The 22,329-nt window shown below is 74.4% G+C and carries 26 protein-coding genes; 13 read left to right on the top strand and 13 right to left on the bottom strand.

Annotated elements, in window-relative coordinates:
- Positions 1 to 29 precede the first annotated feature (29 nt).
- Positions 30 to 860, bottom strand: coding sequence for a hypothetical protein (locus WA616_RS17700; protein ID WP_336031902.1), 831 nt, complete (start codon positions 858 to 860; stop codon positions 30 to 32).
- A gap of 199 nt (positions 861 to 1,059) precedes the next feature.
- Here WA616_RS17700 and WA616_RS17695 point away from each other — a divergent pair, with 199 nt between their 5' ends.
- Entirely contained in the window at positions 1,060 to 1,491 is a 432-nt protein-coding gene (locus WA616_RS17695; protein WP_336031901.1) for a hypothetical protein, read from the top strand.
- A 62-nt stretch (positions 1,492 to 1,553) separates the two neighbouring features.
- Here WA616_RS17695 and WA616_RS17690 read toward each other — a convergent pair whose 3' ends face one another.
- On the bottom strand, positions 1,554 to 2,399 hold the full coding sequence (locus WA616_RS17690) for a hypothetical protein (protein WP_336031900.1): 846 nt from the start codon (positions 2,397 to 2,399) through the stop codon (positions 1,554 to 1,556).
- A 140-nt stretch (positions 2,400 to 2,539) separates the two neighbouring features.
- Entirely contained in the window at positions 2,540 to 3,742 is a 1,203-nt protein-coding gene (aroA, locus tag WA616_RS17685) for a 3-phosphoshikimate 1-carboxyvinyltransferase (protein ID WP_336031898.1), read from the bottom strand.
- Positions 3,743 to 4,176: 434 nt separating this feature from the next.
- Between aroA and WA616_RS17680 the strand changes: the two genes are divergently transcribed.
- A complete protein-coding gene (locus tag WA616_RS17680) occupies positions 4,177 to 4,761 on the top strand; it encodes a GNAT family N-acetyltransferase (RefSeq protein WP_336031897.1) in 585 nt (194 codons plus the stop codon).
- Between the two features lie 191 nt (positions 4,762 to 4,952).
- Here the strand turns inward: WA616_RS17680 and WA616_RS17675 are convergent, their stop codons facing one another.
- Both WA616_RS17675 and WA616_RS17670 read right to left on the bottom strand, forming a co-directional pair.
- Positions 4,953 to 5,252 (bottom strand): hypothetical protein, encoded by a 300-nt coding sequence (locus tag WA616_RS17675; RefSeq protein WP_336031896.1) that lies wholly within the window; start codon positions 5,250 to 5,252, stop codon positions 4,953 to 4,955.
- 132 nt (positions 5,253 to 5,384) lie between these two features.
- The gene (locus tag WA616_RS17670; RefSeq protein WP_336031894.1) at positions 5,385 to 5,855 is read right to left on the bottom strand and encodes a hypothetical protein; all 471 of its coding nucleotides are present in this window, start codon (positions 5,853 to 5,855) and stop codon (positions 5,385 to 5,387) included.
- Between the two features lie 187 nt (positions 5,856 to 6,042).
- Between WA616_RS17670 and WA616_RS17665 the strand changes: the two genes are divergently transcribed.
- The gene (locus WA616_RS17665; RefSeq protein ID WP_336031892.1) at positions 6,043 to 6,354 is read left to right on the top strand and encodes a hypothetical protein; all 312 of its coding nucleotides are present in this window, start codon (positions 6,043 to 6,045) and stop codon (positions 6,352 to 6,354) included.
- A gap of 847 nt (positions 6,355 to 7,201) precedes the next feature.
- On the opposite strand, the gene WA616_RS17660 is transcribed toward WA616_RS17665, so the two are convergent.
- From WA616_RS17660 to WA616_RS17650, 3 genes are all read right to left on the bottom strand, one after another.
- Complete coding sequence (locus tag WA616_RS17660) at positions 7,202 to 8,014, bottom strand: MBL fold metallo-hydrolase (protein ID WP_336031888.1); 813 nt, start codon at positions 8,012 to 8,014, stop codon at positions 7,202 to 7,204.
- Positions 8,008 to 9,444, bottom strand: a complete 1,437-nt coding sequence (locus tag WA616_RS17655; protein WP_336031885.1) for an MFS transporter — start codon at positions 9,442 to 9,444, stop codon at positions 8,008 to 8,010. The genes WA616_RS17660 and WA616_RS17655 overlap by 7 nt, the downstream gene beginning before the upstream one ends.
- Positions 9,445 to 9,536: 92 nt before the next feature.
- Positions 9,537 to 10,100, bottom strand: a complete 564-nt coding sequence (locus WA616_RS17650) for a dihydrofolate reductase family protein (RefSeq protein WP_336031882.1) — start codon at positions 10,098 to 10,100, stop codon at positions 9,537 to 9,539.
- Positions 10,101 to 10,132: 32 nt separating this feature from the next.
- On the opposite strand from WA616_RS17650, the gene WA616_RS17645 reads away from it, so the two are divergent.
- Positions 10,133 to 10,672, top strand: coding sequence for a DUF1697 domain-containing protein (locus WA616_RS17645; RefSeq protein WP_336031879.1), 540 nt, complete (start codon positions 10,133 to 10,135; stop codon positions 10,670 to 10,672).
- A 99-nt stretch (positions 10,673 to 10,771) separates the two neighbouring features.
- Positions 10,772 to 10,915, top strand: coding sequence for a hypothetical protein (locus tag WA616_RS17640; protein ID WP_336031877.1), 144 nt, complete (start codon positions 10,772 to 10,774; stop codon positions 10,913 to 10,915).
- Positions 10,916 to 10,930: 15 nt separating this feature from the next.
- On the opposite strand, the gene WA616_RS17635 is transcribed toward WA616_RS17640, so the two are convergent.
- Together WA616_RS17635 and WA616_RS17630 are read right to left on the bottom strand one after the other, a co-directional pair.
- Complete coding sequence (locus tag WA616_RS17635) at positions 10,931 to 11,584, bottom strand: class I SAM-dependent methyltransferase (RefSeq protein ID WP_336031875.1); 654 nt, start codon at positions 11,582 to 11,584, stop codon at positions 10,931 to 10,933.
- Positions 11,585 to 11,604: 20 nt separating this feature from the next.
- Positions 11,605 to 12,729, bottom strand: coding sequence for an ROK family protein (locus tag WA616_RS17630; protein ID WP_336031873.1), 1,125 nt, complete (start codon positions 12,727 to 12,729; stop codon positions 11,605 to 11,607).
- A 43-nt stretch (positions 12,730 to 12,772) separates the two neighbouring features.
- On the opposite strand from WA616_RS17630, the gene WA616_RS17625 reads away from it, so the two are divergent.
- The 3 genes from WA616_RS17625 to WA616_RS17615 all read left to right on the top strand — a co-directional run bounded on the left by WA616_RS17625 (position 12,773) and on the right by WA616_RS17615 (position 16,059).
- The gene (locus WA616_RS17625; protein WP_336031872.1) at positions 12,773 to 13,942 is read left to right on the top strand and encodes an MFS transporter; all 1,170 of its coding nucleotides are present in this window, start codon (positions 12,773 to 12,775) and stop codon (positions 13,940 to 13,942) included.
- A gap of 50 nt (positions 13,943 to 13,992) precedes the next feature.
- Complete coding sequence (locus tag WA616_RS17620) at positions 13,993 to 14,847, top strand: SDR family oxidoreductase (protein WP_336031870.1); 855 nt, start codon at positions 13,993 to 13,995, stop codon at positions 14,845 to 14,847.
- Positions 14,848 to 14,928: 81 nt separating this feature from the next.
- Positions 14,929 to 16,059, top strand: coding sequence for an FAD-dependent monooxygenase (locus tag WA616_RS17615; protein ID WP_336031868.1), 1,131 nt, complete (start codon positions 14,929 to 14,931; stop codon positions 16,057 to 16,059).
- Between the two features lie 6 nt (positions 16,060 to 16,065).
- On the opposite strand, the gene WA616_RS17610 is transcribed toward WA616_RS17615, so the two are convergent.
- The gene (locus tag WA616_RS17610; RefSeq protein ID WP_336031866.1) at positions 16,066 to 16,659 is read right to left on the bottom strand and encodes a TetR/AcrR family transcriptional regulator; all 594 of its coding nucleotides are present in this window, start codon (positions 16,657 to 16,659) and stop codon (positions 16,066 to 16,068) included.
- A gap of 93 nt (positions 16,660 to 16,752) precedes the next feature.
- Here WA616_RS17610 and WA616_RS17605 point away from each other — a divergent pair, with 93 nt between their 5' ends.
- Together WA616_RS17605 and WA616_RS17600 are read left to right on the top strand one after the other, a co-directional pair.
- Positions 16,753 to 17,370 carry a hypothetical protein gene (locus WA616_RS17605; RefSeq protein ID WP_336031865.1) on the top strand — a complete coding sequence of 206 codons (618 nt, stop codon included), beginning with the start codon at positions 16,753 to 16,755 and terminating at the stop codon, positions 17,368 to 17,370.
- Between the two features lie 10 nt (positions 17,371 to 17,380).
- Positions 17,381 to 18,199, top strand: coding sequence for an AfsR/SARP family transcriptional regulator (locus WA616_RS17600; protein WP_336031864.1), 819 nt, complete (start codon positions 17,381 to 17,383; stop codon positions 18,197 to 18,199).
- A 10-nt stretch (positions 18,200 to 18,209) separates the two neighbouring features.
- Here the strand turns inward: WA616_RS17600 and WA616_RS17595 are convergent, their stop codons facing one another.
- Positions 18,210 to 19,124, bottom strand: coding sequence for a LysR family transcriptional regulator (locus WA616_RS17595; RefSeq protein ID WP_336031862.1), 915 nt, complete (start codon positions 19,122 to 19,124; stop codon positions 18,210 to 18,212).
- A gap of 72 nt (positions 19,125 to 19,196) precedes the next feature.
- On the opposite strand from WA616_RS17595, the gene WA616_RS17590 reads away from it, so the two are divergent.
- Positions 19,197 to 20,126, top strand: a complete 930-nt coding sequence (locus tag WA616_RS17590) for an EamA family transporter (RefSeq protein WP_336031861.1) — start codon at positions 19,197 to 19,199, stop codon at positions 20,124 to 20,126.
- Here the strand turns inward: WA616_RS17590 and WA616_RS17585 are convergent.
- Positions 20,072 to 20,686, bottom strand: coding sequence for a TetR/AcrR family transcriptional regulator (locus WA616_RS17585; protein WP_073419300.1), 615 nt, complete (start codon positions 20,684 to 20,686; stop codon positions 20,072 to 20,074). The two genes, WA616_RS17590 and WA616_RS17585, sit on opposite strands and share 55 nt — an antisense overlap.
- A gap of 103 nt (positions 20,687 to 20,789) precedes the next feature.
- On the opposite strand from WA616_RS17585, the gene WA616_RS17580 reads away from it, so the two are divergent.
- The gene (locus WA616_RS17580; RefSeq protein ID WP_336031858.1) at positions 20,790 to 21,788 is read left to right on the top strand and encodes a hypothetical protein; all 999 of its coding nucleotides are present in this window, start codon (positions 20,790 to 20,792) and stop codon (positions 21,786 to 21,788) included.
- A 68-nt stretch (positions 21,789 to 21,856) separates the two neighbouring features.
- Positions 21,857 to 22,309, top strand: coding sequence for a TspO/MBR family protein (locus WA616_RS17575; protein WP_336031856.1), 453 nt, complete (start codon positions 21,857 to 21,859; stop codon positions 22,307 to 22,309).
- Positions 22,310 to 22,329 lie beyond the last annotated feature (20 nt).

The following is a 22,329-nucleotide window of genomic DNA, read 5'->3' as shown; positions in this document are numbered from 1 at the left end:
CCCGTGCCAGCGCGGCCTGCGGTTCGCCGTTACTGATCCCCGGACGGCCCGGCGACCTCGACCTCGAGGTCGAGGTCGAGGTCGAGGTCGAGGAAGTACGTCAGTGCATCCCAGTGCACATAGGAGGCGCGCGGGAGCCAATCACCTTCATCTCCAGGCCGGGCCGCAATCTGCCCGCACACGGTGAATCCGAGTTCAGCCCAGTCCGGATGGCGCCGATTTGGCCTCAGCGGGATGAAGATGCCCGGTATCCGGTTGCCTTCGATGGCCGCACGGCGCTGGGCCTCGGCGCCCGCAGCCGCGGGCAGCTTGGCCAACACCTCGGCTGACGGGACCCGGGGTCCCGTCCAGGCGAGTCGCTCGAGAACAGGGCGGACCGTGTGGTCGAAGGCGTCCTCGAGCCGTTGCACCACCCGGAGCAGGGCAACGGTTCCGTTGCTGGCTGTCCGGGCCAGCACCATGCCGGCCTGAAGGTCCGTGACCTCGCGCCAGGGTCGGCGAACCGTCTTCCGTGACGGCTGTGGTCCTGCGAGCTGCTCGCGGAGCGTCTGTAGGACGGCGGCGCGTTCGACTGCGAGACCGGGGGCGGCGGTGCGCCAGCGGGCGAGGTCCTGTCCGGAGTCGATGACGTCGAGGGCACGCTGTCGCACGTTCGGATCGAGTCTACCGAGCTGAGACTGTGCGGCGGCCAGAGCCAGCCAGAACACCGAGTATTCATCAGGGCCGAGCTCCGCCCAGTCCTCGGTGCTGCGTCGGGTCGCCTCATCATCGGCCACCCGTTCCTCGAGCAGCTTCCGGTAGCTGTCACGGACGTCGCACGCCAGATCGTCGTCGAAGATCGCTGGCCCGGTCGAGCTCATCTCCAGACACGTTACTGACCGGCCACGAGAGCCATCCAGCGCGTGATGTCGCTCAAGGCGCCTTACGGCGAGACCCGAATGGGTGTCCCTGAGCGGCCCACTGAGAGACACAGTTGGACCTCGCCGCACTCGGTTGTTGTCCAAGACCGCCGATACGGTCCTTGACAGCCGACAACCTGACCAGGACGGACTAAGCCGCATGCGCAACTGGGTCGTGAAGCTGACGACCGGTGTCGTTGGCGCAGCCATAGGCGCGGGAGCTATCTACCTCAGCAGCGACGCCTTCCTCTACGGCGGCCGGGAGCACATCGACCTGGAGAGCTGGGTCGAGCCCGGGGACGCCTGGACCGAGCGCATGATGCCCGCCGCCCGATGGGCCACAGCGGAACTCTGCGGAGCCGAACTGCCCTGCATGCAAGCCGTGCAGGCCGAGACGCTCACCATGTACCGCTTCGACGACCGGGAGGACGCCGTCGCCGCGGCCCGGGAGTTCGCGGGCGAGGCCTACCTGTCCGGCTGGATCGTTGTCCGCTTCGAACCGGATGCCTTGACCGCGGCGGAGCGCAGGGAGTTCGCCTACAGCCTGGACTGCATCAACGTCGGCGTCGCTGAGGGCGGCCTCGAATGCTGACCGCGCACGATCGTCCCTGAGCGGCCCACTATGGGACGCCGGGATCGGTGCCGGCATGACACCTAGTCGCTGCCAGCGTTGCGACGGTTGATCAGGTCACCATTGACTGTCAGGTCGTCGGTCGCCTCAACTGCCCGCGCTTCGAGATCGGGCATGCGCAGGAGGGTGTCGATGAGTTCTCTCGGGCCGGCGATGAGGGTCGAGTCGAAGTCGACCTCCGTGGCAAGGCACCACGACTGGTCTGCCGGCCACAAGAGGTTGGGCGACTGCAGACTGAATCGGTCCGCGGTTGTCTGTGGACCGATCCGGAGTGCTGCTAGCAGCGGGCCCTCGAACAACAGGTAGTCACGACCCGGATGCTGTAGCCGAGCGCCCTCGAGCAACCCTGCAGGCAAAGCGTCCGGAACAGGGACGGCGGGCGATGCGCCGCGCTGATCGAAGGTGAAGCGCCGGAGCTGCACGCCCCCCTGCAGCCAGCCCCATCCCTCCCACACTGCATGAAAGCAGTGGTCGGTGTCAGCGGTGAACTGGCTCAACACCTGCAGCGCCGCGCGCAACAAGTCTGCCGGGGCCCGGCCCTCTTCAGGTTCGTGCCCGGGCCATTCAGAGGTTCGCTCACTGACCCATGACCTGCGCGGCCAGCGGCCGACCCTTTCGACATGGTCGGTGACACCGGCGATGCTCTGCCACTGCATGAGCGCGTGCGCTGTTCGGCCCTGACGCCGGCAGACCTCCGCCCATGTCACCGGGGCACCTTCCTCGTCGGCCGCTGGATGAAGAAGCCGGGCGTAGGCCTCGAAGCCATCCGGGACCACTTGATTCACGCGACCGCCGAAGCCACGCAGGCGAGGCAGGATCCATGCCGCGCCTGATGCTTCGGTCACCGGCGCAAGGCCCTCAAAACTCACCCGGCCAGCATGGCGCACCGGCACGCCCTGAGCGGCCCACTATGGGACAGGTAGCTGGGCGCTAGATGCGACGGGTCGCCCAGCGCGACACCCTTCCGTCTACCGAGCGGGTTACGCAGGACAACGATGCCGCCGGTGGGTCAGCGAAGCTTGTCGAGGTCAGTGAAAAACCCCGGGTAAGTCTTTGCGACGCAACCGGGGTCAGCGAGCGCGATACCAGAGAAGCGCAGACCCAGGAGTGCAAGGCTCATCGCCATTCGGTGGTCCTCATAGGTTTCGAACAAGACCGGCTGTGGCGTGCCCGGCACGACGGTGAAGCCGTCGTCGTGCTCGTGCGCCTCCAGGCCAGCGCGGCGCAGCTCGGTGACGATGGCGCGAATGCGGTCGGTTTCCTTGCCCCGGACGAAGCCGATGCCGCGCACTCTCGTCGGGCTGTCGGCGTACACGGCGACCGCTGCGAGGGTCTGGGCGGTGTCGGAGATGTGCCGCATGTCGATGTCGATGCCGTGAAGCTGGGCCGGGCCCGTCACGGTCGTGCGAGAGCGGTGACGCTCGACATGGGCACCCATCTGCTCCAATGCGTCCACGAACGCGACATCGCCTTGAGAGCTGCTCGTGCCGAGACCCTCGACGGTCAGGCGTCCGCCGGTGACGGCAGCAGCTCCGAAGAAGTACGAGGCCGAGCTGGCGTCGGGCTCCACCGTGAAGTCCGCGGCCCGGTACCTGCCAGGCGCAACTGAAAGGCTCTCGACCGAGACGCCGAACGCGGCCATGACATCTCGCGTGATGTCCAAGTAGGGCTCGGAAACTAGGTCCGTCGTCAACGCCAGGTCCAGGCCATTGGGCATCAGCGGCCCGGCCAGGAGCAGACCGGAGATGAACTGGCTCGAGACGTCGCCCGTGATGTCGGCGTGCCCGCCACGTGCCCGCGAGAGCACCTTGATGGGCAGGCACCCGGTGCGGCCCAGTTCTTCCAGGGTTGCGCCGAGCTGTCGCAGCGCTGCCAGCTGCGGGCCGAACGGGCGGGCGCGAAGCTGGTCGGTGCCGTCGAGGAGGGTCGCGCCGCTTCGTAGGGTGGCCGCTGGAAGGATGAGACGGGACGTGGTTCCGGACTGCCGGGCATCCACGGTGATGTCGCTGCCAGCATCTAGGTCGGCGCCGACGACCTCGACCGTTCGCGCCTCCTCGTCGAGGGTGATGAGGGCTCCGAACCCGGTGAGGGCGCCCATCATTGCCCGGGTGTCGTCAGCGACAAGAACGTCGCGAATCAAGCTGCGGCCGGGTGCAAGAGCTGCGCACAGCAGGGCCCTGTTGGTCACGCTCTTGGACCCCGGGACGTGCACCGTCCCATCGGGGGCAGCCCGTAGTGGGAGCACCTCGTACGTGTCTGCTGTTGCTGAGCCCTGCTCCACGGGAGTCCCTTCCGCCTGTGCCGATGGCGACCCTACTGAGGGAGCGGCCCTATCACCCGCAGGGTGCGCGGAGCTCGGCGCGACGCACTGAGCCCGAGCCGCCTGGCGTCCATGTTCTTGCGGAGCTGCCCTCCGACCGAGCCAGCGTTGTCTCTGAGCGGCCCACTATGGGGCAGCCGGTGGGCATCGGGCGAGAGGGAGTCCCGTCCGATCCGTCCCCCGGGTAGGAGGACTTGCGGGAGATGCCGCGCGCGGCGCACTAGGTCGAGCCATGACGTCGGACCTGGAAGCTAGCGTGCTGACTCATGCACTCCGACGGGCTAGCTGACGCCCCCGCAGGCCGCGCTCCAGCAAGGCGCTCCGCCGTGCTCGAGCCGTTCGCCGACGAAGCCGACAACGTCGACCGGCTCACCGATCTGCTGCACAGGGCCTACGCCGATCAGGCGGCCGCTGGGCGACGCTTCTTCGCCTCCTACCAGTCCGCAGACGACACCCGCCGTCGAGTACGCAGCGATGAGTGCTGGATAGCCGTCGTGAACGCCGGCCGAGACCGCAAAGCCAGCGTGGGCGGCCAGGTTGGCGAGGATCCCCGTAGTGGGTACGTGGGAACGGTGACGGTCACCGGCCCAGGTGGCTTCGCTGAGGGCTACCCGGCCGCTGAGCGTGATGGGTCTTTCGCGCAACTGGCCGTCGATCCAGCCTGGCGCGGCATCGGGCTGGGGCATCGACTGCTGGCGTGGGCTGAGGATCGGCTCACCGCAGCCGGCTGTGAGGCCGTGGTCATCGACACCTCCTCTGAGGCCGTTGACCTGCTGGCCTGGTACCGGCGGCGAGGCTACGAGCCAGTGGGCACGTGGCGGTGGTCGGTGACCAACTACGACAGCATCGTGCTGCGCAAGCCGTTACGCGCGCGCCAGAGCGTATTGATGACCGGGGAGGCGGAAGGCTGACCGTTGCCACCGGCGACCCGCAAACCATTCATACGGTCAGTATCACCTGTGTCTCTGAGCGGCCCACTCAGGGACGCTTAGGTGCTCCCCGAATTAGCTTGATACTATGACTTCGAGCCGGGCCGCTTTTGCTGTCCCCGCGACCAGGTCCTTAATCTCGAAAGAGAAGCGCTGCAGGGCTCCCATCCAGGTCAGGATTTCGACAGGTGCGCCACTAGCACGACCTCTCCCCGCATCCCCAGCGCAAGCGTCAAGCCGACGTGCTCCTCGAAGGCGTCCTCCGTTCCGGCACCGCCGCTCAGCCGGAACTGAGCATCGCCGCCCGGGCGATGTAACAACTGGTCGGCGAACTCAAGAAGTTGGCCGTCGCTGAACCAAGCCGAGGACGCTCCCGCAAACCCGCCGTACCTTGCCTGGGCGCGCAGCTCCCCGGTTCCGTCGGTGTCGCGGTACTCGTACTGCAGGAGCAGTCCGTCCACCTCGTCAGCCACAGTCCCGGAGGCTAACGAGGGCGCGCATCGCCGGTCGCACCGGAGGCGGTGGGTCGTCCCGTAGAGCCCGCCCTGCCTGTCCCACCAGCGGCCCACTCAGGGACAGCCGCTGACCAGCGCGCGGACCTGGGCTCAGGCCTCCAGACCTGGGCGCCGCGGGCTCGGCCTCCATCGCGGCGAAGAGAACTCGTCGGCTGGATCCGGTGGCTCGCCTGGGAGCAGCCAGTTAGCGCCAAGCCCTCTGACCGAACCCCTGGGTGGATGCACGTAGCCCGCCGGCAGCGGATACCACCGACTCCACCCGAAATCGTGCCCGCGTCGCAGGAACACCTGGAGAGGCTGAGCCTTCGCTACCGTGAACTCCTTATCTGCCAGCTTATTCGCCTCAATTGGCTGACTGTTGCGCTTGAGAAACCCAATTGCCTGAAAGAGCGCTCGTGCCTCATCAGGTGATGTGGCGAAAACGATGGCCTGGCTCTCCCAAGTCTGAGCCATCGGGTCTTCAACGGTCAGGCCGTAGACGCGGCTCGCTGTGAACTGGGATTGCCGCTCGTCACGGCGAGCCCGCACTTCCGCTCTGCTCAGCTTCTTGGACTGCGCCACGCGAGGATCGTAGGGACGTGTGTGGGGGTGCCGCGTCCCTGTGGCCGCAGCCCAAGGACGTGTCTTTGAACCCGCCTTCGCGGCGCACTGTGCCGTGTCACTGAGCGACCCACTTAAGTCCACCGCTCGAACGGGCACGTGGTCGTGCATAACCGCGCGAGGACCAGTCTGCTGGTAGCAAGGCCGCATGACAGATCCTTCGGTCGTACCCATGGGCAAGCTTCGGCAGGCCCTTGATCGCGTCCTGACCGGGTTGGAAGCCGAGCACGGGGAAAGCATCCCGCTGAGCGCCGACTACTACTGGGTGGCCGACCCACACGCGTTGTACGACCTCTCCAGCGCTCCCTCGGCGGGCCAGTTCACGGTCGGGCAGCTCTCGGATGACATAGCGAACTTGGACGAAATCCTGGGTTATGAGGACGGCTTCGTCTCGGCTTGGCATGACCTGGCGCACCTGGTCGGCATCTTGCATCGCCTGGCCACGCAGGACCTTCCCTAAGCCAGGCCATGTCTAGCGCCGGAGGCGTGCTCTAGGTGCCCCATAGGCCGCCTTCAGGGACAGGTCCAAGGGCCCTGTGCGCTCCGCACACCGGATGGCCTACCCCGCCGCGTAGAGACCCCCTGCGAGACGCTGGGCTGCGGCCGCCAACTCTCACGGCGAGGAGTGACGGCAGACGAGGCGTCGTCCTCAGCGGACTGAGCGCGTCGTGACCGGAGTGGCAGGCGTCGGCGTCCACACTCCCCCGGTGCTTCCCACAACCCGCTCCATCCGGCTGCCGCTGGGCGGGGGAAGGGTCGGCCGGAGGCCGATCCCGCAGGGACGCGGAGCGCCCTTCCGGCGACCAAGGCAGCCGGCATCCTCATCGGGGTGGGAAGCCTGGGCCTTGAGTCATTCCATCGGCGGCGCTTGGCGAGCGCGCATCGCTAACATCACCGCCCGCCGAGAACGAGTCTGCGCCGTAAACGGCGCGAAGCCCGGCCGCTCACCGTCCGGAGAGAAGCTGGGCCCAATTCCTGTAGCTCAGCGCGACGGGCAGAACTTGGGTTAGGCGTCACGGACACGGACGCCAAGCCTCGCCGGCAACACACCGCCGGAGCGACCCGACCGCTCCTGCCGAGATGGATGATCCGCATACCTGTGCCGGGTATGCGTACTCGCCGTGCCCACACCGTGCCCACAAGAAGGCCGTTTTCGACCATCGACGGCCATCAGCCGCCAACCCTGAAAATGCAGGTCAGGATGGAAGTTGCCGATGATCGTGCAGGTCGGCTAAGGGCCCTGAGATACCTCATAATCCCTGGGTCGTGGGTTCGAGCCCCACCCGCCCCACGCAGGGAACCCCAGGTCAGACGCGCTTCGCGGCGACGCTCGCGACCTGGCCCTCGTGGATGGCACTCACCCACTCCCAGCCCGGCTCGGGCGAGACGAGCCGCGGGTCGCGGGGGTCGCGGCCGTCGCGGAGGGCGTGCACGTAGGCGCGGTCCAGGTCGAGCCGGGCACGCGCCTGGCCGGCCCCGCCGACCGACCCGTGGCCCGGGACGACGACGTCGGCCTCGTCGGCCGGCGCCTCGAGCAGGTCCAGCCCGGCGAGGTAGCCCTCCACGGGATCGATGGGGCCCGGCTCGTCGAGCATCGGGACGAAGACGTCGGAGAGCATGTCGCCGGCCACGAGCACCCCGCTCCCCTCGACGAGCAGCGCCGCGTGCCCCGGCGAGTGGGCCGGGTGCTCGACGACCCGCACCCGCGGCCCGTCCCACGGCACCTCCGACACCCCGGCGGGCAATCCGGTGACGAGGCCGTACAGGTCCAGCGACACCTCGCCGGCGAGCTCCTCCGGCAGCCCCTCGGCCTCGCGGGCCTCCCACCCGGGCGCCGACCGCAGCTCCCGCAGGACCTCCGCGCACCGGGCCGTCCCGTACCGCGGCGCCCCGCCGAGCGCGGCGTGCCACAGCACGTGGTCCCAGTCCGGGTGGGTGGAGAAGCCGGCCGCGACCCGCTGCCCCGCCGCGGCGAGGTCGGCGGCGAGGCAGGCCATCTCGGCGTCGGTGATCCCGGCGTCGACGACCAGCACGCCCGACGGGCCCTCCACCACCACGGTGTTGTTCCGCAGCAGCTCACTCCGGTGGACCAGGACGCCGTCGGCCACCCGCGTCAGCACGACGCGGCCTGCGGCACGAGGCGGTCGAGGACGACGGCGTCGTCGACCGGCGCAGGAGGCGGCTCGTCCGCGGGCGCGTCCTCCCGGGCCGCGGCGTAGGCCGCGCTGAGGCGCCGGTAGGCGGGGCTGGCCAGCGCCGCCAGGACGACGACGACCCCGATCAGCCCGCTGACCACGAAGACGAGCGCGATGCCCCGGTCGGCGCCGGTGCCGAACCAGCCGCCGATCGCCCGCGCGCCGGCGCCGTCGGTCATGAACGGGATGACGACGAACTGCGTGAACGGCGCCATGAGGAAGGCGGTCAGCGGGGAGGCCGCCTGCTCGACGCTCTGGGCGAACCCGAACACCCGGCCCTGCCGCTCGAAGGGCACCACCCGCTGCAGCACCGTCTGCTCGGCCGCCTCGGCGAAGGGCATCACGGTCATGAAGACGGCCATCGCGACGGTCAGCGTCAGCACCGAGGAAACCAGCGGGAACAGCATCGTGACGGCCCACATCGCCGCGTTGACCAGCAGCAGCACCCGGATCGGACGGCTGCCCAGGCCGACGCGGGCCACCAGCAGCCCGCCGACGATCATCAGCGCCGACAGCCCGCCCCACAGCAGGCCCCACGCCTGCACCGACATCAGCGACAGGCCGTAGGGGTCCATCAGCGCCATGAAAGCGCCGCCGAGGAAGTTGTTGAAGCAGCTGAACAGGATCAGCGGCAGCAGGCCCGGCACGCCGCGGACCAGGCGCAGCGTCCCGCGCAGGTCCACCCCGGCGGACGCGCCGTCCCCACCCGCGGCGGAGGCCGCCGGGCGGTCCTCCGGGACCCGCACCAGGGCGAGGTGGCCGATCGAGAGCACCAGGACGGTGAGGGTGAGCGCGAGGACGGCCGCCATGCCGCCGAAGGCGACCAGCAGCCCGCTGATCACCGAGGTGACCAGCATGGACAGCCCGGACGCCGACCCCGCCAGGCCGTTGGCCCGGTCCCGCCGGTCCTCGGGGACCAGCAGCGTCACCAGCGTGGGCAGGGCGATCATCCGCGGGTTGCCGGCGATGACGCCGAGCATCAGCAGGACGACGAAGACCCACAGCGGCAGGCTGCCCGCCGTCGTGAAGGACTCCGCCGGCGTCACCAGGTAGAGCCCGAGCGCCAGCGCGTAGAACGCCGTCGACGCCGCGGCCGAGGCCTGCAGGACCGTGTGCTTGCGGTGGTGGTCGACGAGGCTGCCGAACCAGATCCCGGTGCCCGCCGTGGCCACGAGGAAGATGCCGGCGATCATCCCGGTGGCGAACACCGAGCCGGTCTCGAGGAACACCCAGAAGGTGACCGCGAACCAGACGGTGTAGTTCACCACCGACACCAGCACGTTGTTGACCAGCAGGTGCGCGAACACCCGCTCGGGTCCCGAGCGCAGGTCCAGGGCGGGTGCGCGGTCGCTCACGGTGTCCTCCTGTGGTGGGCACCGGTCCGCGGGCGGCTCCGGTGCGGTTCAGGAGTAGAGACCGCGCGGCGGGCGCCGACTCATCGGTCCGCTCAGCGGACGACGCGGTGGTGCAGGTAGACGACGCCGGTGCCGAAGGTGCGCGTCTCGACGAGCTCGAGGTCCACCCGCCGCGCGTGGTGGTCGAAGAACGGCAGGCCGCCGCCGGCCAGCACCGGGAAGACGCGGATGCGGTACGCGTCGATCAGCCCGAGGTCGGCCACCTGGGCGGCGAGGGTGGCGCCGCCGATGGCGATGTCGCCGTCGCCCGGCTCCGCCCGCAGCCGCTCGATCTCCTCCGCCAGGCCGCCCGTGGCCAGGCGCGCGGCGCCGCGGACGGACGTGAGGGTCCGCGAGAAGACGACCTTCGGCAGCGGGTTCCAGAGCCCGACCCACGTGCGCCGGTCGCCGTCGAGGTCCGGGTCCTGCGCGGCGTCCTCCCAGTACAGCATCGTCTCGTAGAGCCGCCGCCCCATGAGGTGGACGCCGACGTCCTGGATCTCCTGGATGGAGAACCGGAAGACCTCGTCGCTGAACCCCGGCCAGGCGAAGTCGCCGTCGGGGCCGACGACGTAGCCGTCGAGCGAGACGCCCATCGAGTAGGTGACACGGCGCACGGGCGTCCTCCCAGGTCGCGGCTCCGGCCGGTGTGGCGGCCCCGCGGACCCTCCCGGGCCGCGACGCCCCCGGTCAAGCGACCGGATCGGGCACCCTGGCTGACCTGCGGGCGCTCCTCGGCGACGCCGGCTTCGGCGACGTCGCGAAGCTGCTGCAGAGCGGCAACGTCGTCCTGGCGTCCGACCTGCCGGGCCCCGCCGTGGGGCGGGCCGTCGAGGAGGCGATCCCGGAGCGCCTCGGCATGGACGTGGCCGCGGTCGTCCGCACCCGCGAGGAGGTGCGCGCGGTGGTCGACCTCGACCCGCTCGGGGAGGTCGCCGTCGACGGGTCGCGCTCCCTGGTGGCGTTCATGGCCGAGCCGCCGGGGCCCGGCCTCGCGGAGCTGCTCGGCTCCACCGAGCCGGGCGACGACCGGTGGGCCGTCGTGGGCCGCGAGCTGTACCTGTGGTGCCCGCACGGGCAGATGGACAGTCCCCTCGTGACGGCGCTGGGCAGGGGCCGGGGCGGGCCGGTGACGACGGTGCGGAACTGGAACACCGTGCGGGAGCTCGCCGCGCTGCTCGACCGCTGAGGCCCGGTCACCCGACCGGGGCGTTCCGGGCGGGCGACGGCGGGTAGTGCGACCGCCCGCCACCCGGACCCGGGCGGCGACGACGAACGGGGAGGCACCGTGGCCGGCACGAGCGGCAAGGGCAGCGACACCGCGAAGAAGGCGAACAAGAAGGCGAAGGACGAGGGGAAGAAGAACCCCCGCACGAGCTCGGCCGCCCAGAGCGAGCTCGGCAAGAAGGGCGGCAAGAAGAAGAAGAAGTGACCGGCCGCGGCCGGGTCAGCCCGGGCGGCGGGCGGTGACCGCCACCTGCGGGTGCCCCGACGCGTCAGCCGGCAGCCGCAGCTCCGCGACCGGCTCCAGGCCGGCGTCGGCGAACACCGCGGTCAGTTGCCCGGGCAGCCACAGGTGGGTCGTCCACGTCACCGGCACGCCGCCGTAGCCCTGCGTGCGCACCAGGTCGCCCTCCCCCACGTGCGTGCCGACGAGCACCTGCCCGCCCGGCACGAGGGCCTCGGCGAAGGACCGCAGGACGGCGGGCAGCACGTCGCGCGGCAGGTTGAACAGCGACCACCAGCCGAGGACGCCGCCCAGCGACCCGTCGGCCAGGCCGAGGTCGGTGGCCGGGGCGACGTCGAACCGCAGGCCCGGGTGCAGGCGCCGCGCCTGCGCCACCATCCCCGGCGACAGGTCCACGCCCGCGACGTCGACGCCGAGACCGGCCAGGTGCGCGGTGACGAACCCGGGGCCGCAGCCGACGTCGAGGACCGGGCCGCGCTCCCGCACGGTCTCGGCGAAGGCGCCCAGCACGGCGCGCAGCCACGGGTGCGGGCCGAGCTCCCCGGCGCCCATGGCCACGTAGTTCGCGGCGACCCGGTCGTAGGAGGCGCGGACGGCGTCGAGGTCGGCGGGCGGGTCGATGCGGCGGGGCACGGCCGGGACCGTAGGGCGCCTCACCGACGGAGCCGGGCCCACCACCGGTCCCACACCCGCTCGGCCGCGCCGGTGAGCGGCCCGTCCTCCCCGAGCCGGGCGGCCACCACGGGTGGGGGCGTGCCGCCGCGGAAGCGCATGAGCCCGGCCCGGCAGGCGGCGTCGAGCTCGTCGGGCGCGGCGGCCAGCAGCTCGGCGCCGAGGCCGCCGAGGGTGACGACGTCGGGGTCGAGGGCGTTGACCAGCCCGGCGACGCCCCGGCCCAGCGCGGCGGCGACGGTCGCGACCGCGGCCCGGGCGGCGTCGTCGTCGCGGGCGAGCACCTGACGGGCGTAGGTCACCGGGTCGCGCGGCTCCGGGGCGCCCAGCAGCCGGGCCAGCGCGCCGCCGTCGACCGCCGTGCCCCAGCACCCGCGCGCGCCGCACGCGCAGCGGACCGCGGGGTCGCCCATCGGCAGGTGGCCGAACTCCCCCGCCGCGCCGCGCGCGCCGCCGAGCAGCCGGCCCGCCTCGACGACGGCGCCGCCGAGGCCCGCGTCGACCCGCAGGTGCAGCGCCAGCCGCGCGTCGACGGCGGCGCCGCGACGGGACTCGGCCAGCGCGGCGAGGGTCGCGTCGTTGTCGGCGACGAGCACCCCGGCGTCGGGCCACACCGACCACAGGTCGACGTCGGTCCAGCCGAGCACGGTGGCGTCGAGCCACCGCTCGTCCAGGACGACGCCTGGGCCGGCCAGCCCGAGCCCGCGCACCCGGTCGCCGAACCGCACGCGCAGCTCCTCCACCGACCGCCGCAGCTCCGCGAGGACGGCCCCGGCGGGCTCCCAGCTGTGCCGCCCGGACAGCCCGGCCACCGACGCCCCGCCGAGCTCGACGGCGTCGACCCGCCACGACTCGTGCGTGACGACGGCGGCCAGCACCAGCGGTCCCTCCGGGTGGGCGGTGAGCCGCCGGGTGGGCCGCCCGCGGCCGCCGGCGGGGACCACCGGCCCCTCGGCGAGCAGCCGCTCGCCCACCAGGCGGCCGACCACCTCGGCCGCCCCGCCGGTGCCGATGCCGAGCGCGCGGCTGGCCTCGGCGCGGGTCAGGCCGGGCCGGGCGTGGACGGCGGCGAGCATCGCGACCGCCCGCTCGGGCAACGCGCCCACCGCCCACCTCCCAATTTGCTCTGGCGCGGAGTCTAATGGGGAGGTGACCTCCGCCCCCGTGACGACCGCGCCCGCCCGCCCGGACGGGGGAGCCCGCGTCCCGGTGGCGCTCGGGGTGCTGACGCTGGCCGTCTTCGCCGCCGTGACGGCCGAGATGATGCCGGTCGGGCTGCTCCCGATGATCGCCCGCGACCTGGGCACCGGCGAGGACCGGGTGGGCCTGCTCGTCTCCGCCTACGCGGTGGTGGTCGCCGCGGCGTCGCTGCCGCTCACCGCGCTGCTCGCCCGGTGGTCGCGGCGGCGGGCGCTCACCGGGCTGCTGGTCACCTACGCCGTGGGCAACGCCGTCTTCGCCGCCACGAGCGACTACGGGGTCGCGGTCGTCGCGCGCGTGCTCGCCGGGCTGGCGCACGCCGGCTTCTTCTCCGTCGCGGTGGGCGCCGCCGTGGCGCTGGTCCCCGCGGCGCGCGCCGGGCGGGCCACCGCACTGGTGCTCGCGGGCGTGACCGTCGCCTTCACCGCGGGCGTCCCCGCCGGCACCGCGCTGGGGACGGCGGTCGGCTGGCGCTGGGCGTTCGCCGGGATCGCCGCCGTCCTGCTGGCGCTCGCCGTCCTGGCGGCGACCCTGCTGCCGGCCGCCCCGCCGCCGGCCGCGACGTCGCCCGCGCCACTGCGGCAGGTGCTGCGCCGCCGCCCGGTGCAGCTGGCCGCCGCGCTGACCGTCGTCGTCATGCTCGGGCACTACACCGCCTTCACCTACGTCTCGCCGGTCCTGCGCGCGGCCGGCGTCGGCGAGGGCGGGGTCAGCCTGGTGCTGTTCGGCTACGGCGCCGCGGGGGCCGTCGGGCTGGCGCTGGCCGGCGTCCTCGCCGACCGGTTCCCCCGGCGCGCGCTCGCCGTCACCGTCGCGGTCCTCGTGCTCGCCCTCGGCGTCATCGGGGTGCTCGGCTCCGCGGCGGCGGTCACCGTCGTCGCGACGGTGGTCTGGGGCGTGGCCTACGGCGCGCTGCCGACGCTCACCCAGACGGCGGCCCGCAACGCCGCCCCCGACGCCGGCGACGCCGCCCCCGGTCTCACCAACGCGACGACGAACGTCGGCATCGCCGGCGGCGGCGTGATCGGCGGCCTCCTCGTCACCGACGCGGGCGCGCTGGTCCTCACCGCCGCCGCGCTCGCCGCGGCCGGGCTCGCCCTGGCACTGGTGCGCCGCTGACCGAGGCGCACCCAGTCGCCCCCGGCGCCGGGACTGCCGATGACGTTGCCGTGCGCAACCAGCGACCGACCGTCCTGATCACCGGCTGCTCCTCCGGCCTCGGCCTGGAGACGGCCGTCGAGCTCGCGGCGCGCGGCCGGCACGTCGTCGCCTCGATGCGCGACCCCGGGAAGCGGGCCGCGCTCGACGCCCGCACCCGCGAGGCCGGCCTCGACCCGCTCGACGTCGTCCAGCTCGACGTCACCGACGCCGGGTCGGTCGCCCGCGCCGTCAAGGAGACCCTCGAGCTCACCGGCGGCCGGCTCGACGCGCTGGTCAGCAACGCCGGCACCGCGTCCGGGGGCGCCTTCGAGGACACCGACGAGGCCGAGTGGCAGCGGGTCCTCGACACCAACCTGCTCGGCGCGATGCGGCTGACCCGCGAGGTGCTGCCGGTGATGCGGGCGCAGCGGGCCGGGCGGCTGGTGCTGGTCTCCAGCGACTCGGCGCGCTACGGCAACCCCGGACTGTCGCTGTACTGCGCGTCGAAGTGGGCCCTGGAGGGCTGGGCGGAGTCGCTGGCCTACGAGGTGGAGCCCTTCGGCGTCCGGGTGGTCCTGGTGGAGCCCGGCAACTACGACACCGCCATCTGGGAGACGACGCCGCGCGTCGTCCCGCCCGACAGCGCCTACACCGGCCTGCTCGAGGCGGTCGAGCGGTTCGTCGAGACCGAGCACCTGCCCCGCTCGCGCGACCCCCGCGAGGTGGCCCGCGCCGTCGCCGGCGTGCTCGAGGCCCGGCGCCCGCGGTTCCGGGTGACGGTCGGCCCGGACGCCAAGCTCGCCACGGTCCTCGGCGCGCTCCCCCACCGGGTCACCGCTGCCGCCGTCCGGCGGGTCACCGGCCTGCACCGCTGGCGGCCCTGACCCCAGCCTCTCAGCGGTCCCTCAGCCGCCGCTCAGCGCGGCGCGCTCCCCTGTCGGCACCACCCGCGACAGGAGGACCTCGTGCACGTGATCGTCGTCGGCGCCGGCATCGGCGGGCTCGCCACCGCCGCCGGCCTGCAGCGGGCAGGCACGCGGGTGACCGTCCTGGAACGGGCACCGGGCGCGCGGGTCGTCGGCTCGGGCCTGTCGCTGTTCGGCAACGGGCTCACCGCCCTCGACGCCCTGGGCCTCGGGGACGCCGTCCGCGCGGCCACGGGCCCCGGGCACCGGCTCCTCGCCGGGCAGCGCCGGCCGGACGGCTCCTGGCTGTCCCGGACCCCGCCGGACGCGGTGCGCCGGCTGCGGGTCGTCCACCGGGCGGACCTCCACCGGCAGCTCGAGGACGCGCTGGCCCCCGGGACGGTGCGCTGGGGATGCGAGGTCACCGGGGTGGACGACGACGGGACGGTCCGGCTGCGCGACGGCGCGGAGCGGGCCGACGTCGTGGTCGCCGCCGACGGCATCCGCAGCCGGGTGCGCGCGGGCTGGCCGGGCGACCCGGGCCTCCGCTACGCGGGCTACACCGCCTGGCGGGGCGTCACCGCGGTCCCGGTCGACCTGCGCGGCGCCGCCGGGGAGACCTGGGGCCGCGGGCTGCGGTTCGGGATGGCTCCGCTCGCCGACGGCCGCGTCTACTGGTTCGCCGTCGCGTCGGCACCGGCCGGCGGGCGGGCCGACGACGAGCACGCCGCGGTGAGCTGCCTGTTCGCCGGCTGGCACGAGCCGGTCGGGGAGCTGCTGGCGGCCACCCGCCCGGCCGACGTCAGTCGCTCGGACGTGCACGACCTGGCGGGACCGGTGCCATCCCTCCGGCGCGGCCGGGTGGTGCTGCTCGGCGACGCCGCGCACGCGATGACGCCCGACCTCGGCCAGGGCGCCAACCAGGCACTCGAGGACGCGGCCACCCTGACCGCGCTGCTGTCCGGCGGCGGCCCCGGTCTCGACCCCGACGAGGCCCTCGACCGCTACGACCGGCTGCGCCGGCCGCGGGTGCGGCGGATCGCCCGCCGGGCGCGCGCCGTCGGCCGGGTCGCCCAGGCGCGCGGGCCGGTCACCTCCCGGGTGCGCGACGCCGTCCTGCGGCTCACCCCGCCGTCGGCCGCGGGCCGGCAGCTCGCCGCCGTCGAGGCCTGGGCACCGCCCCGCGCCTGACCGTCGTCAGGGCCGCACCAGCGGCACGAGCACCTCGTCGACCACCCGCACGACGACGTCGTCGGTGATGGGGTCGCCCGTGACGAGGAAGCGGTGCCATAGCACCGACTGCCCGAGCTCGCGCAGCAGGTCGACCGGGACGCCGGGACGGACGTCGCCGCGCGCGACGCCACGGGCGAGCAGGCGCGCCATCTCCTCCTTGCGCCAGCCGATGACGCCGTCGCGGAAGGCGGTGGCGAAGGCCGGGTCGGTGGCCATGGCGGTGACGACGGCGTGCACGACCCGGCTGCCGGGCCCGGTGAGGACGGCCGCCCAGCCGCGCAGGACCGCGAGCATGTCGGTGCGGTAGCTGCCGGTGTCCTCGGCGGGGATGGCGGCGGTGGCCTGCCGCAGCAGCACGTCGCGCAGGAGGGCGGCCCGGTCGGGCCAGCGCCGGTAGAGCACGGGCTTGCTGGTCCCGCACCGGGCGGCGACCGCCTCCATCGTCACCGCCGCCGCGCCCTGCTCGACGACGAGCCCGACGACGGCGGCCTCGATCGCGGCCTCCAGCTCGGCGCCGCGGCGGCGCGCGGGCCGGGCGACGGGGGACTCCACGGCCATCCCGACCTCCCGCGCAGGAAACGCTTGCGTATCTCCGGACGCCACCCTAGCGTCCGCCGCGCGAGATACGGTCGCGTTTCCCCAGGAGGAGTCATGGCCCTGCCGCTCGTCGTCCCGCTCCGCACGCCGGACACCGCCACGGTCCGGTACGAGGAGCACCCGCACGGTCGCCGCCGCGTCACCATCGACCACGCACCGCTGGAGGGCGTGACCCCGGACCAGGTGCTCGACTGGTTCGGCTCGCTCGGCGCGACGATGGACTACGACGGTGGGGTCGTGTCGCGGTACCTGGCCTGGCACCCGCTCGACCACGTCCGGTGGGAGCTCGCCCGGCCGGCGCCCGGTGGCGGCGCGGCCGAGGGCGCCCGCTTCCGGATCGTCGAGCGCTTCGCCGGCCGGCCCGAGTACGCGATCGACGTCGTGGACCGGGTGGAGAAGCTCGACCGGACCGGCATCCGGCTCGTCCAGCGGATCGGCGGCGCCGTCGTCACCCAGCTGGAGCACACGTGGTCGGCCGGGCGCGGGCGCACCCACTACGTCAGCGTGCTCGACCTCGGCGCGCGCGGCCCGCTGTCCGCGCCGGTCAACCGGGTGCTGCGGCGCCGGTTCCCCGACCCCATGGTGCGGGCCTGGGTGCGGCACAACGTCGAGGAGGTCGGCCGCCTGGAGCTGCTGCTGCCGATGCTGGCCGGCGCGCCGGTCCGCGCCTGAGGCGCGCGGGGTGCCCGGCCTGGAGCTGTGCCTGCTGGGACCGGTGACGGCGACCCGCGACGGGCGGCCGCTCGACCTCGGCGGACCGCGGCCGCGTGCCGTCCTCGCGGTGCTCGCCACGGCCGCCCCGGCGACCGTGTCCGACGGCGGGCTGCTCACCGGCGCGTGGCCGCCGGGTGCGGACGCGCGGCCGGGGACCCTGCAGCACCACGTCTCCCGGCTGCGGCGCGGCCTCGGCGGGGGCGTGACCCGCCGGGGCGGCGGCTACGCGCTGGACCTGGACCCCGGTGCCGTCGACGCCGTCCGGTTCGCCCGCCTCGCGGCCGGGGGCGCCGCGGCCCTCGCGACCGGCTCCCCCGCGGTGGCGGCAACCGCTCTGGGCGGGGCGCTCGGGCTGTGGCGCGGCGAGGCGCTGGCAGGCCTCGCCGACCTGCCGGGCCTGGCCCCCGCGGCCGCGCGGCTCACCGAGCTGCGGACGGCGGCCGAGGAGGACCTGGCCGAGGCGCTGCTGCGCACCGGCCGGGTGGCGGAGGCGGCCGGGCGGGCCCGGGAGCTGACGGCCCGCTCCCCGTTGCGCGAGCGCGGCTGGGTGCTGCTCGCGCGCGCCCTGGCCGAGGGCGGCCGGCGGGCCGACGCGCTCGCCGCGCTCCGCCGGGTCCGGCGCGTCCTCGCCGCCGAGCTCGGGCTCGACCCCGGCGCGGCCCTGCTCGCGGCCGAGGCGGCCCTGCTCGCCGACCCGCCCCGTCCCGCCGTCCGGCCGGCCCGCCTGCACCTGCGGCACCGCGCACGACGGGTCCCCGCGGGCTCCGGCCCCCGGGGCCGCCGCTGACGGCGCGGCCTCAGGCCGAGGCGCCGGTGACCTCCGCGGCGACGGCGACCAGCTCGTCGAGCACCCGCCGCACGACCAGCCGCTCGGCGGTGTCCGGGCGCAGCAGCGCCTCCACCCTCCGCCCGGCGCGCACGCCCGCCAGCGGGAGCAGCCGCACGCCGGGGTGGCCTCCGCCGGTGAAGCGGGGCAGCAGGGAGATGCCGTGCCCGGCGGCGACCATCGCCTCGGCGATGGAGAAGTCGTTGATCCGGTGCGCGATCCGGGGCGCCGCGCCCGACCCCGCGGCGACGGCGGCCAGCACGGTGGCCACCGGGAAGCCCTCGCGGACGGCGATCCACTCCTCGCCGACCAGGTCGCCGGCCCGCACCCGGTCGCGGCCGGCCAGCGGGTGCCCGCGCGGCACGGCGACGTCGAGCGGCTCGCGCAGCAGCGGCACGACCCGCAGCCGGCTGCCGTCGCCCGCCCACTCCGCGCCGCCGTCGGGCCGGTGCGCGACCACGACGTCGACCCGGTCGGTGAGCGCGGGGAAGGCGTCCTGCGCGACGTCCTCGTCGGAGCACTCGACCCGCACCCCGCCGAGCGCCCGCACGCGGGTGAGCAGCGGCGGGAGCAGCAGCCGGGCGCCGCTCTGGAACGCCGAGACGCGCACCGTCCCCTCGGCCGCCCCGGTGAACGCCGCGAGCGATGCCCGCGCCCGCTCGACGGCCACCGCGACGTCGACGGCGGCGTCGGCCAGAGCGTCGCCGGCCGCGGTGAGCCGCAGCCCGCGCCCGACGCGCTCGGTGAGCGGGACGCCGGCCTCCCGGGACAGCGCGGCGAGCTGCTGGGAGACCGCCGAGGGCGTGAGGTGCAGCACGGCCGCCGCGGCCGCGACGCCGCCCTGCGTGCGCACCGTCCGCAGGGTCTCCAGGGCCCGCAGGTCCATGAAGCGACGCTACATCGTCGGTACAGCACCTTTCGCTGGTGCTGACGCTTCGGCGGGCGCAGGCTCGACCGCGTGCCCGTCCGCGACCGCCTCCTCGCCCTCGTCGTCGCCGTCGTCTGGGGGCTGAACTTCCCGGCGATCCACCTGTCGCTCGAGCAGTTCCCGCCGTTCTTCCTCGTGGCGCTGCGGTTCGCGCTGGTCGCCGTCCCGACGCTGCTGCTCGTGCCGCGGCCCGGCGTCCCCTGGCGGTGGGTGGTCGGCTACGGGCTCGGGTTCGGCGTCCTGCAGTTCGTCTTCCTGTACGTCGCGATGGACACCGGGATGCCGACCGGGCTGGCCTCGCTGGTGCTGCAGTCCTCGGCGCCGTTCACCGTCGTGCTCGCCGGGCTGCTGCTGCGCGAGCGGCTGACCGGCCGGCAGGCCGCCGGGGTGGCGCTCGCCGTCGCGGGGCTGGCAGGGATCGCCGTCCACCGGGCCGGGCTCGACGGCGGCGCGACACTGCTGCCGGTGCTGCTCACCCTCTGCGGCGGGCTGGGCTGGGCGCTGGGCAACCTCTGCAACCGGCAGGCCCGCCCGGCGCGGCCGTTCCGGCTGATGCTCTGGATGACCGTCGTGCCGCCGCTGCCGATGCTCGCGCTGTCGCTCGCGACGGAGGGCCCGGCGCGGATCGGCGCCTCGCTCACCACGCTCGGCACGCAGCGCGGCCTGCTCGCGCTGGCCGGGCTGCTGTTCACCGTCGTCGTCGCGACCCTGCTCGGCTCGGGCATCTGGACGGCGCTGATGAGCCGGCACCCGTCGGGCACGGTGGCGCCGTTCTCCATGCTGGTGCCGGTGGTCGGCACGGCGTCGTCGTGGCTGTTCTTCGGCGAGCGCCTGCCGCTGGTGGAGGTCGCCTGCGGCGCGCTGGTGGTGGCCGGGGTGCTGTACGGCAGCCGGCCGCCGCGGGCCTACCCGGTGGTGGACGGAGCGCCGGCCCAGGTCACCCGCAGCGCGGCGGCGTAGGCGGCCGGGTCGACGTCGCCGAGCAGCAGCCGCTGCAGGACGAACCCGAACACCGACGACATCATCGTGGCGCCCAGGTGCAGCGGGTCGGCGTCGGCCGGGAACCGGCCGGCCGCCTGCCCCCGCCGCGCGATCTCGACGAAGTAGCCGCGCATCGTGCGGTAGGCCGGGTCGACGACGGCGTGCACGCCGGGGTTGCGCAGCGCCTCACCCCACGCCTGGACGGCGACGCGGCTGAGGTCGACCGGCCCGCGCGTGGTCAGCTCGGCCACCATCTCGACCGCGGCCGCCACCGCCTCGGCCGGGTCCGGCGCGGCGTCGTCCTCGAGCAGCTGCTCGAAGCGCGCCGCCGCGGCGCCCACGACCCGCTCGACGATCGCGGCGATCAGCTCGTCCTTGCTGCGGAAGTAGCGGTAGACGGCGCCGGCCGACAGCCCTGAGGCGGCGATGACGTCGGCCATGCCGGTGGCCTGGAAGCCGTTGGCGGCGAAGCGGGCGGTGGCCGCGTCGAGGATCTGGTCGCGGCGGGCGGCGAGGTGGGACTCCGGGACGCGGGGCACGCCGTCCACTGTAAAGCGAACGATCGTTCTTGACGGCGGAGCGGGTGGTCGGCACACTCGTCCGAGTAAGCGAACGGTCCTTCGTTTTACTGGAGTGGTCCCCATGCCCGCAGCCCCTCCCGCCCGCGCCGGCCTGGCCGTGCCGGTGGCGGTCGCCGCCCTCCTCGCCGTGGTCCTCACGGCCTTCGCCTGGTTCGCCGTCCGCTCGGCGCCGCACGACCTGCCGCTCGCCGTCGCCGGGCCCGCTCCCGCCGTGACCCAGGTGGAGACCGCGCTCGACACCGCCGCCCCCGGCGCCTTCGCCGTCCGGCCGGTCGACGACGAGGCCACCGCCCGCGCGGCGATCGCCGGCCGCGAGGTGTACGGCGCGGTCGTCGTCGGCCCCTCCGGACCGCGGCTGCTCGTCGCCTCCGCGGCCTCGCCCACCGTGGCAGCCTCCCTGCGCCAGGTGGCCGCCGGCCTCGGCGCGGCCACCGGCACGGCGGTGCCGGTGGAGGACGTCGTCCCGGCACCCGAGGCGGACCCGCGCGGTGCCGGCCTGGCTGCGGCCGCCCTGCCGCTGGCGATCGGCGGGATCCTCACCGCGGCGCTCACCTCACGGCTGGTCCGCGGCCGCCTGCGGCGGGCAGCGACGGCGCTGGCCGCGGCGCTGGCCGGCGGCATGGTGACCGCGACGGTCCTCGGCAGCTGGCTCGGCTCGGTCGAGGCCGGGTGGTGGACGACGACGGGCGTGGTGGCCCTGGGCATCGCCGCCACGGCGCTCGTGCTGCTCGGCCTGCACGACCTGCTCGGCACGCCGGGACTGGCGCTCGGGGCGGCAGTCACGGTCCTGCTCGGCAACCCGCTGTCCGGCCTGGCCGGCGCGCCTGAGCTGCTGCCGGGCGCCTGGGGTGCTGTCGGCCAGTGGATGCCGCCGGGCGCCACCGGGACGCTGCTGCGCGCCACCTCCTGGTTCGACGGCGCCGGCGCCGGGCCCGCGCTGCTCACCCTCGCCGTCTGGTGCGCCGCGGGGCTGGCGCTGCTCGGCCTGGGCGCCGCGCGGTCCCGGCGGGTGCCGCCGGCGCCCGCCGCGCCCGCGCCGCGGGAGCCCGCGCTCGTCTGACCGTGCTCGTCCGACCGTGCTCGTCCGACCGTGCTGCCGTCGTCCGTCCGGGCGGCCATGCTCGGGACGTGCGCGCCTCCCCGGCAGTGTCCGCCTCCGTGCCCGTCGTGCTCACCGCCCTGCTGGGCGCGGCGGGCACCGACGTCTCCTCGGACTGGTACCGGCGGCTGGACACGCCGCGCTGGCAGCCGCCCGGTCCGGTCTTCGGGATCGCGTGGACGGCGCTGTACGCGCTGCTGGCCGTGGCCGGTGCGCGGGCGGGCCGCTCGGGACGCGGCTTCCGGCGGGCGTACGCCGCCAACCTCGCGCTCAACGCCGCCTGGCCGTGGGTGTTCTTCCGGGCGCACCGGCCGCCGCTGGCCGCGGCGGAGGCGGCGCTGCTCGCCGCGTCGACCGCGGACCTCGCGAGGCGGGCCTGGTCGGCCGACCGGGCAGCCGGCGCCCTGCTCCTCCCCTACGCCGGCTGGACCGCCTTCGCGACGGCGCTCAGCACGGAGATCGCGCGCCGCAACCGCGCCTGACCGCTCGTCCACAGGCGGCG

This window comes from Geodermatophilus sp. FMUSA9-8 (assembly GCF_037034165.1).
GTDB classification, from domain to species: domain Bacteria; phylum Actinomycetota; class Actinomycetes; order Mycobacteriales; family Geodermatophilaceae; genus Geodermatophilus; species Geodermatophilus nigrescens.
Note: the sequence above shows the minus strand (reverse complement) of the source record. Positions and strands in the feature narration are given on the sequence as shown.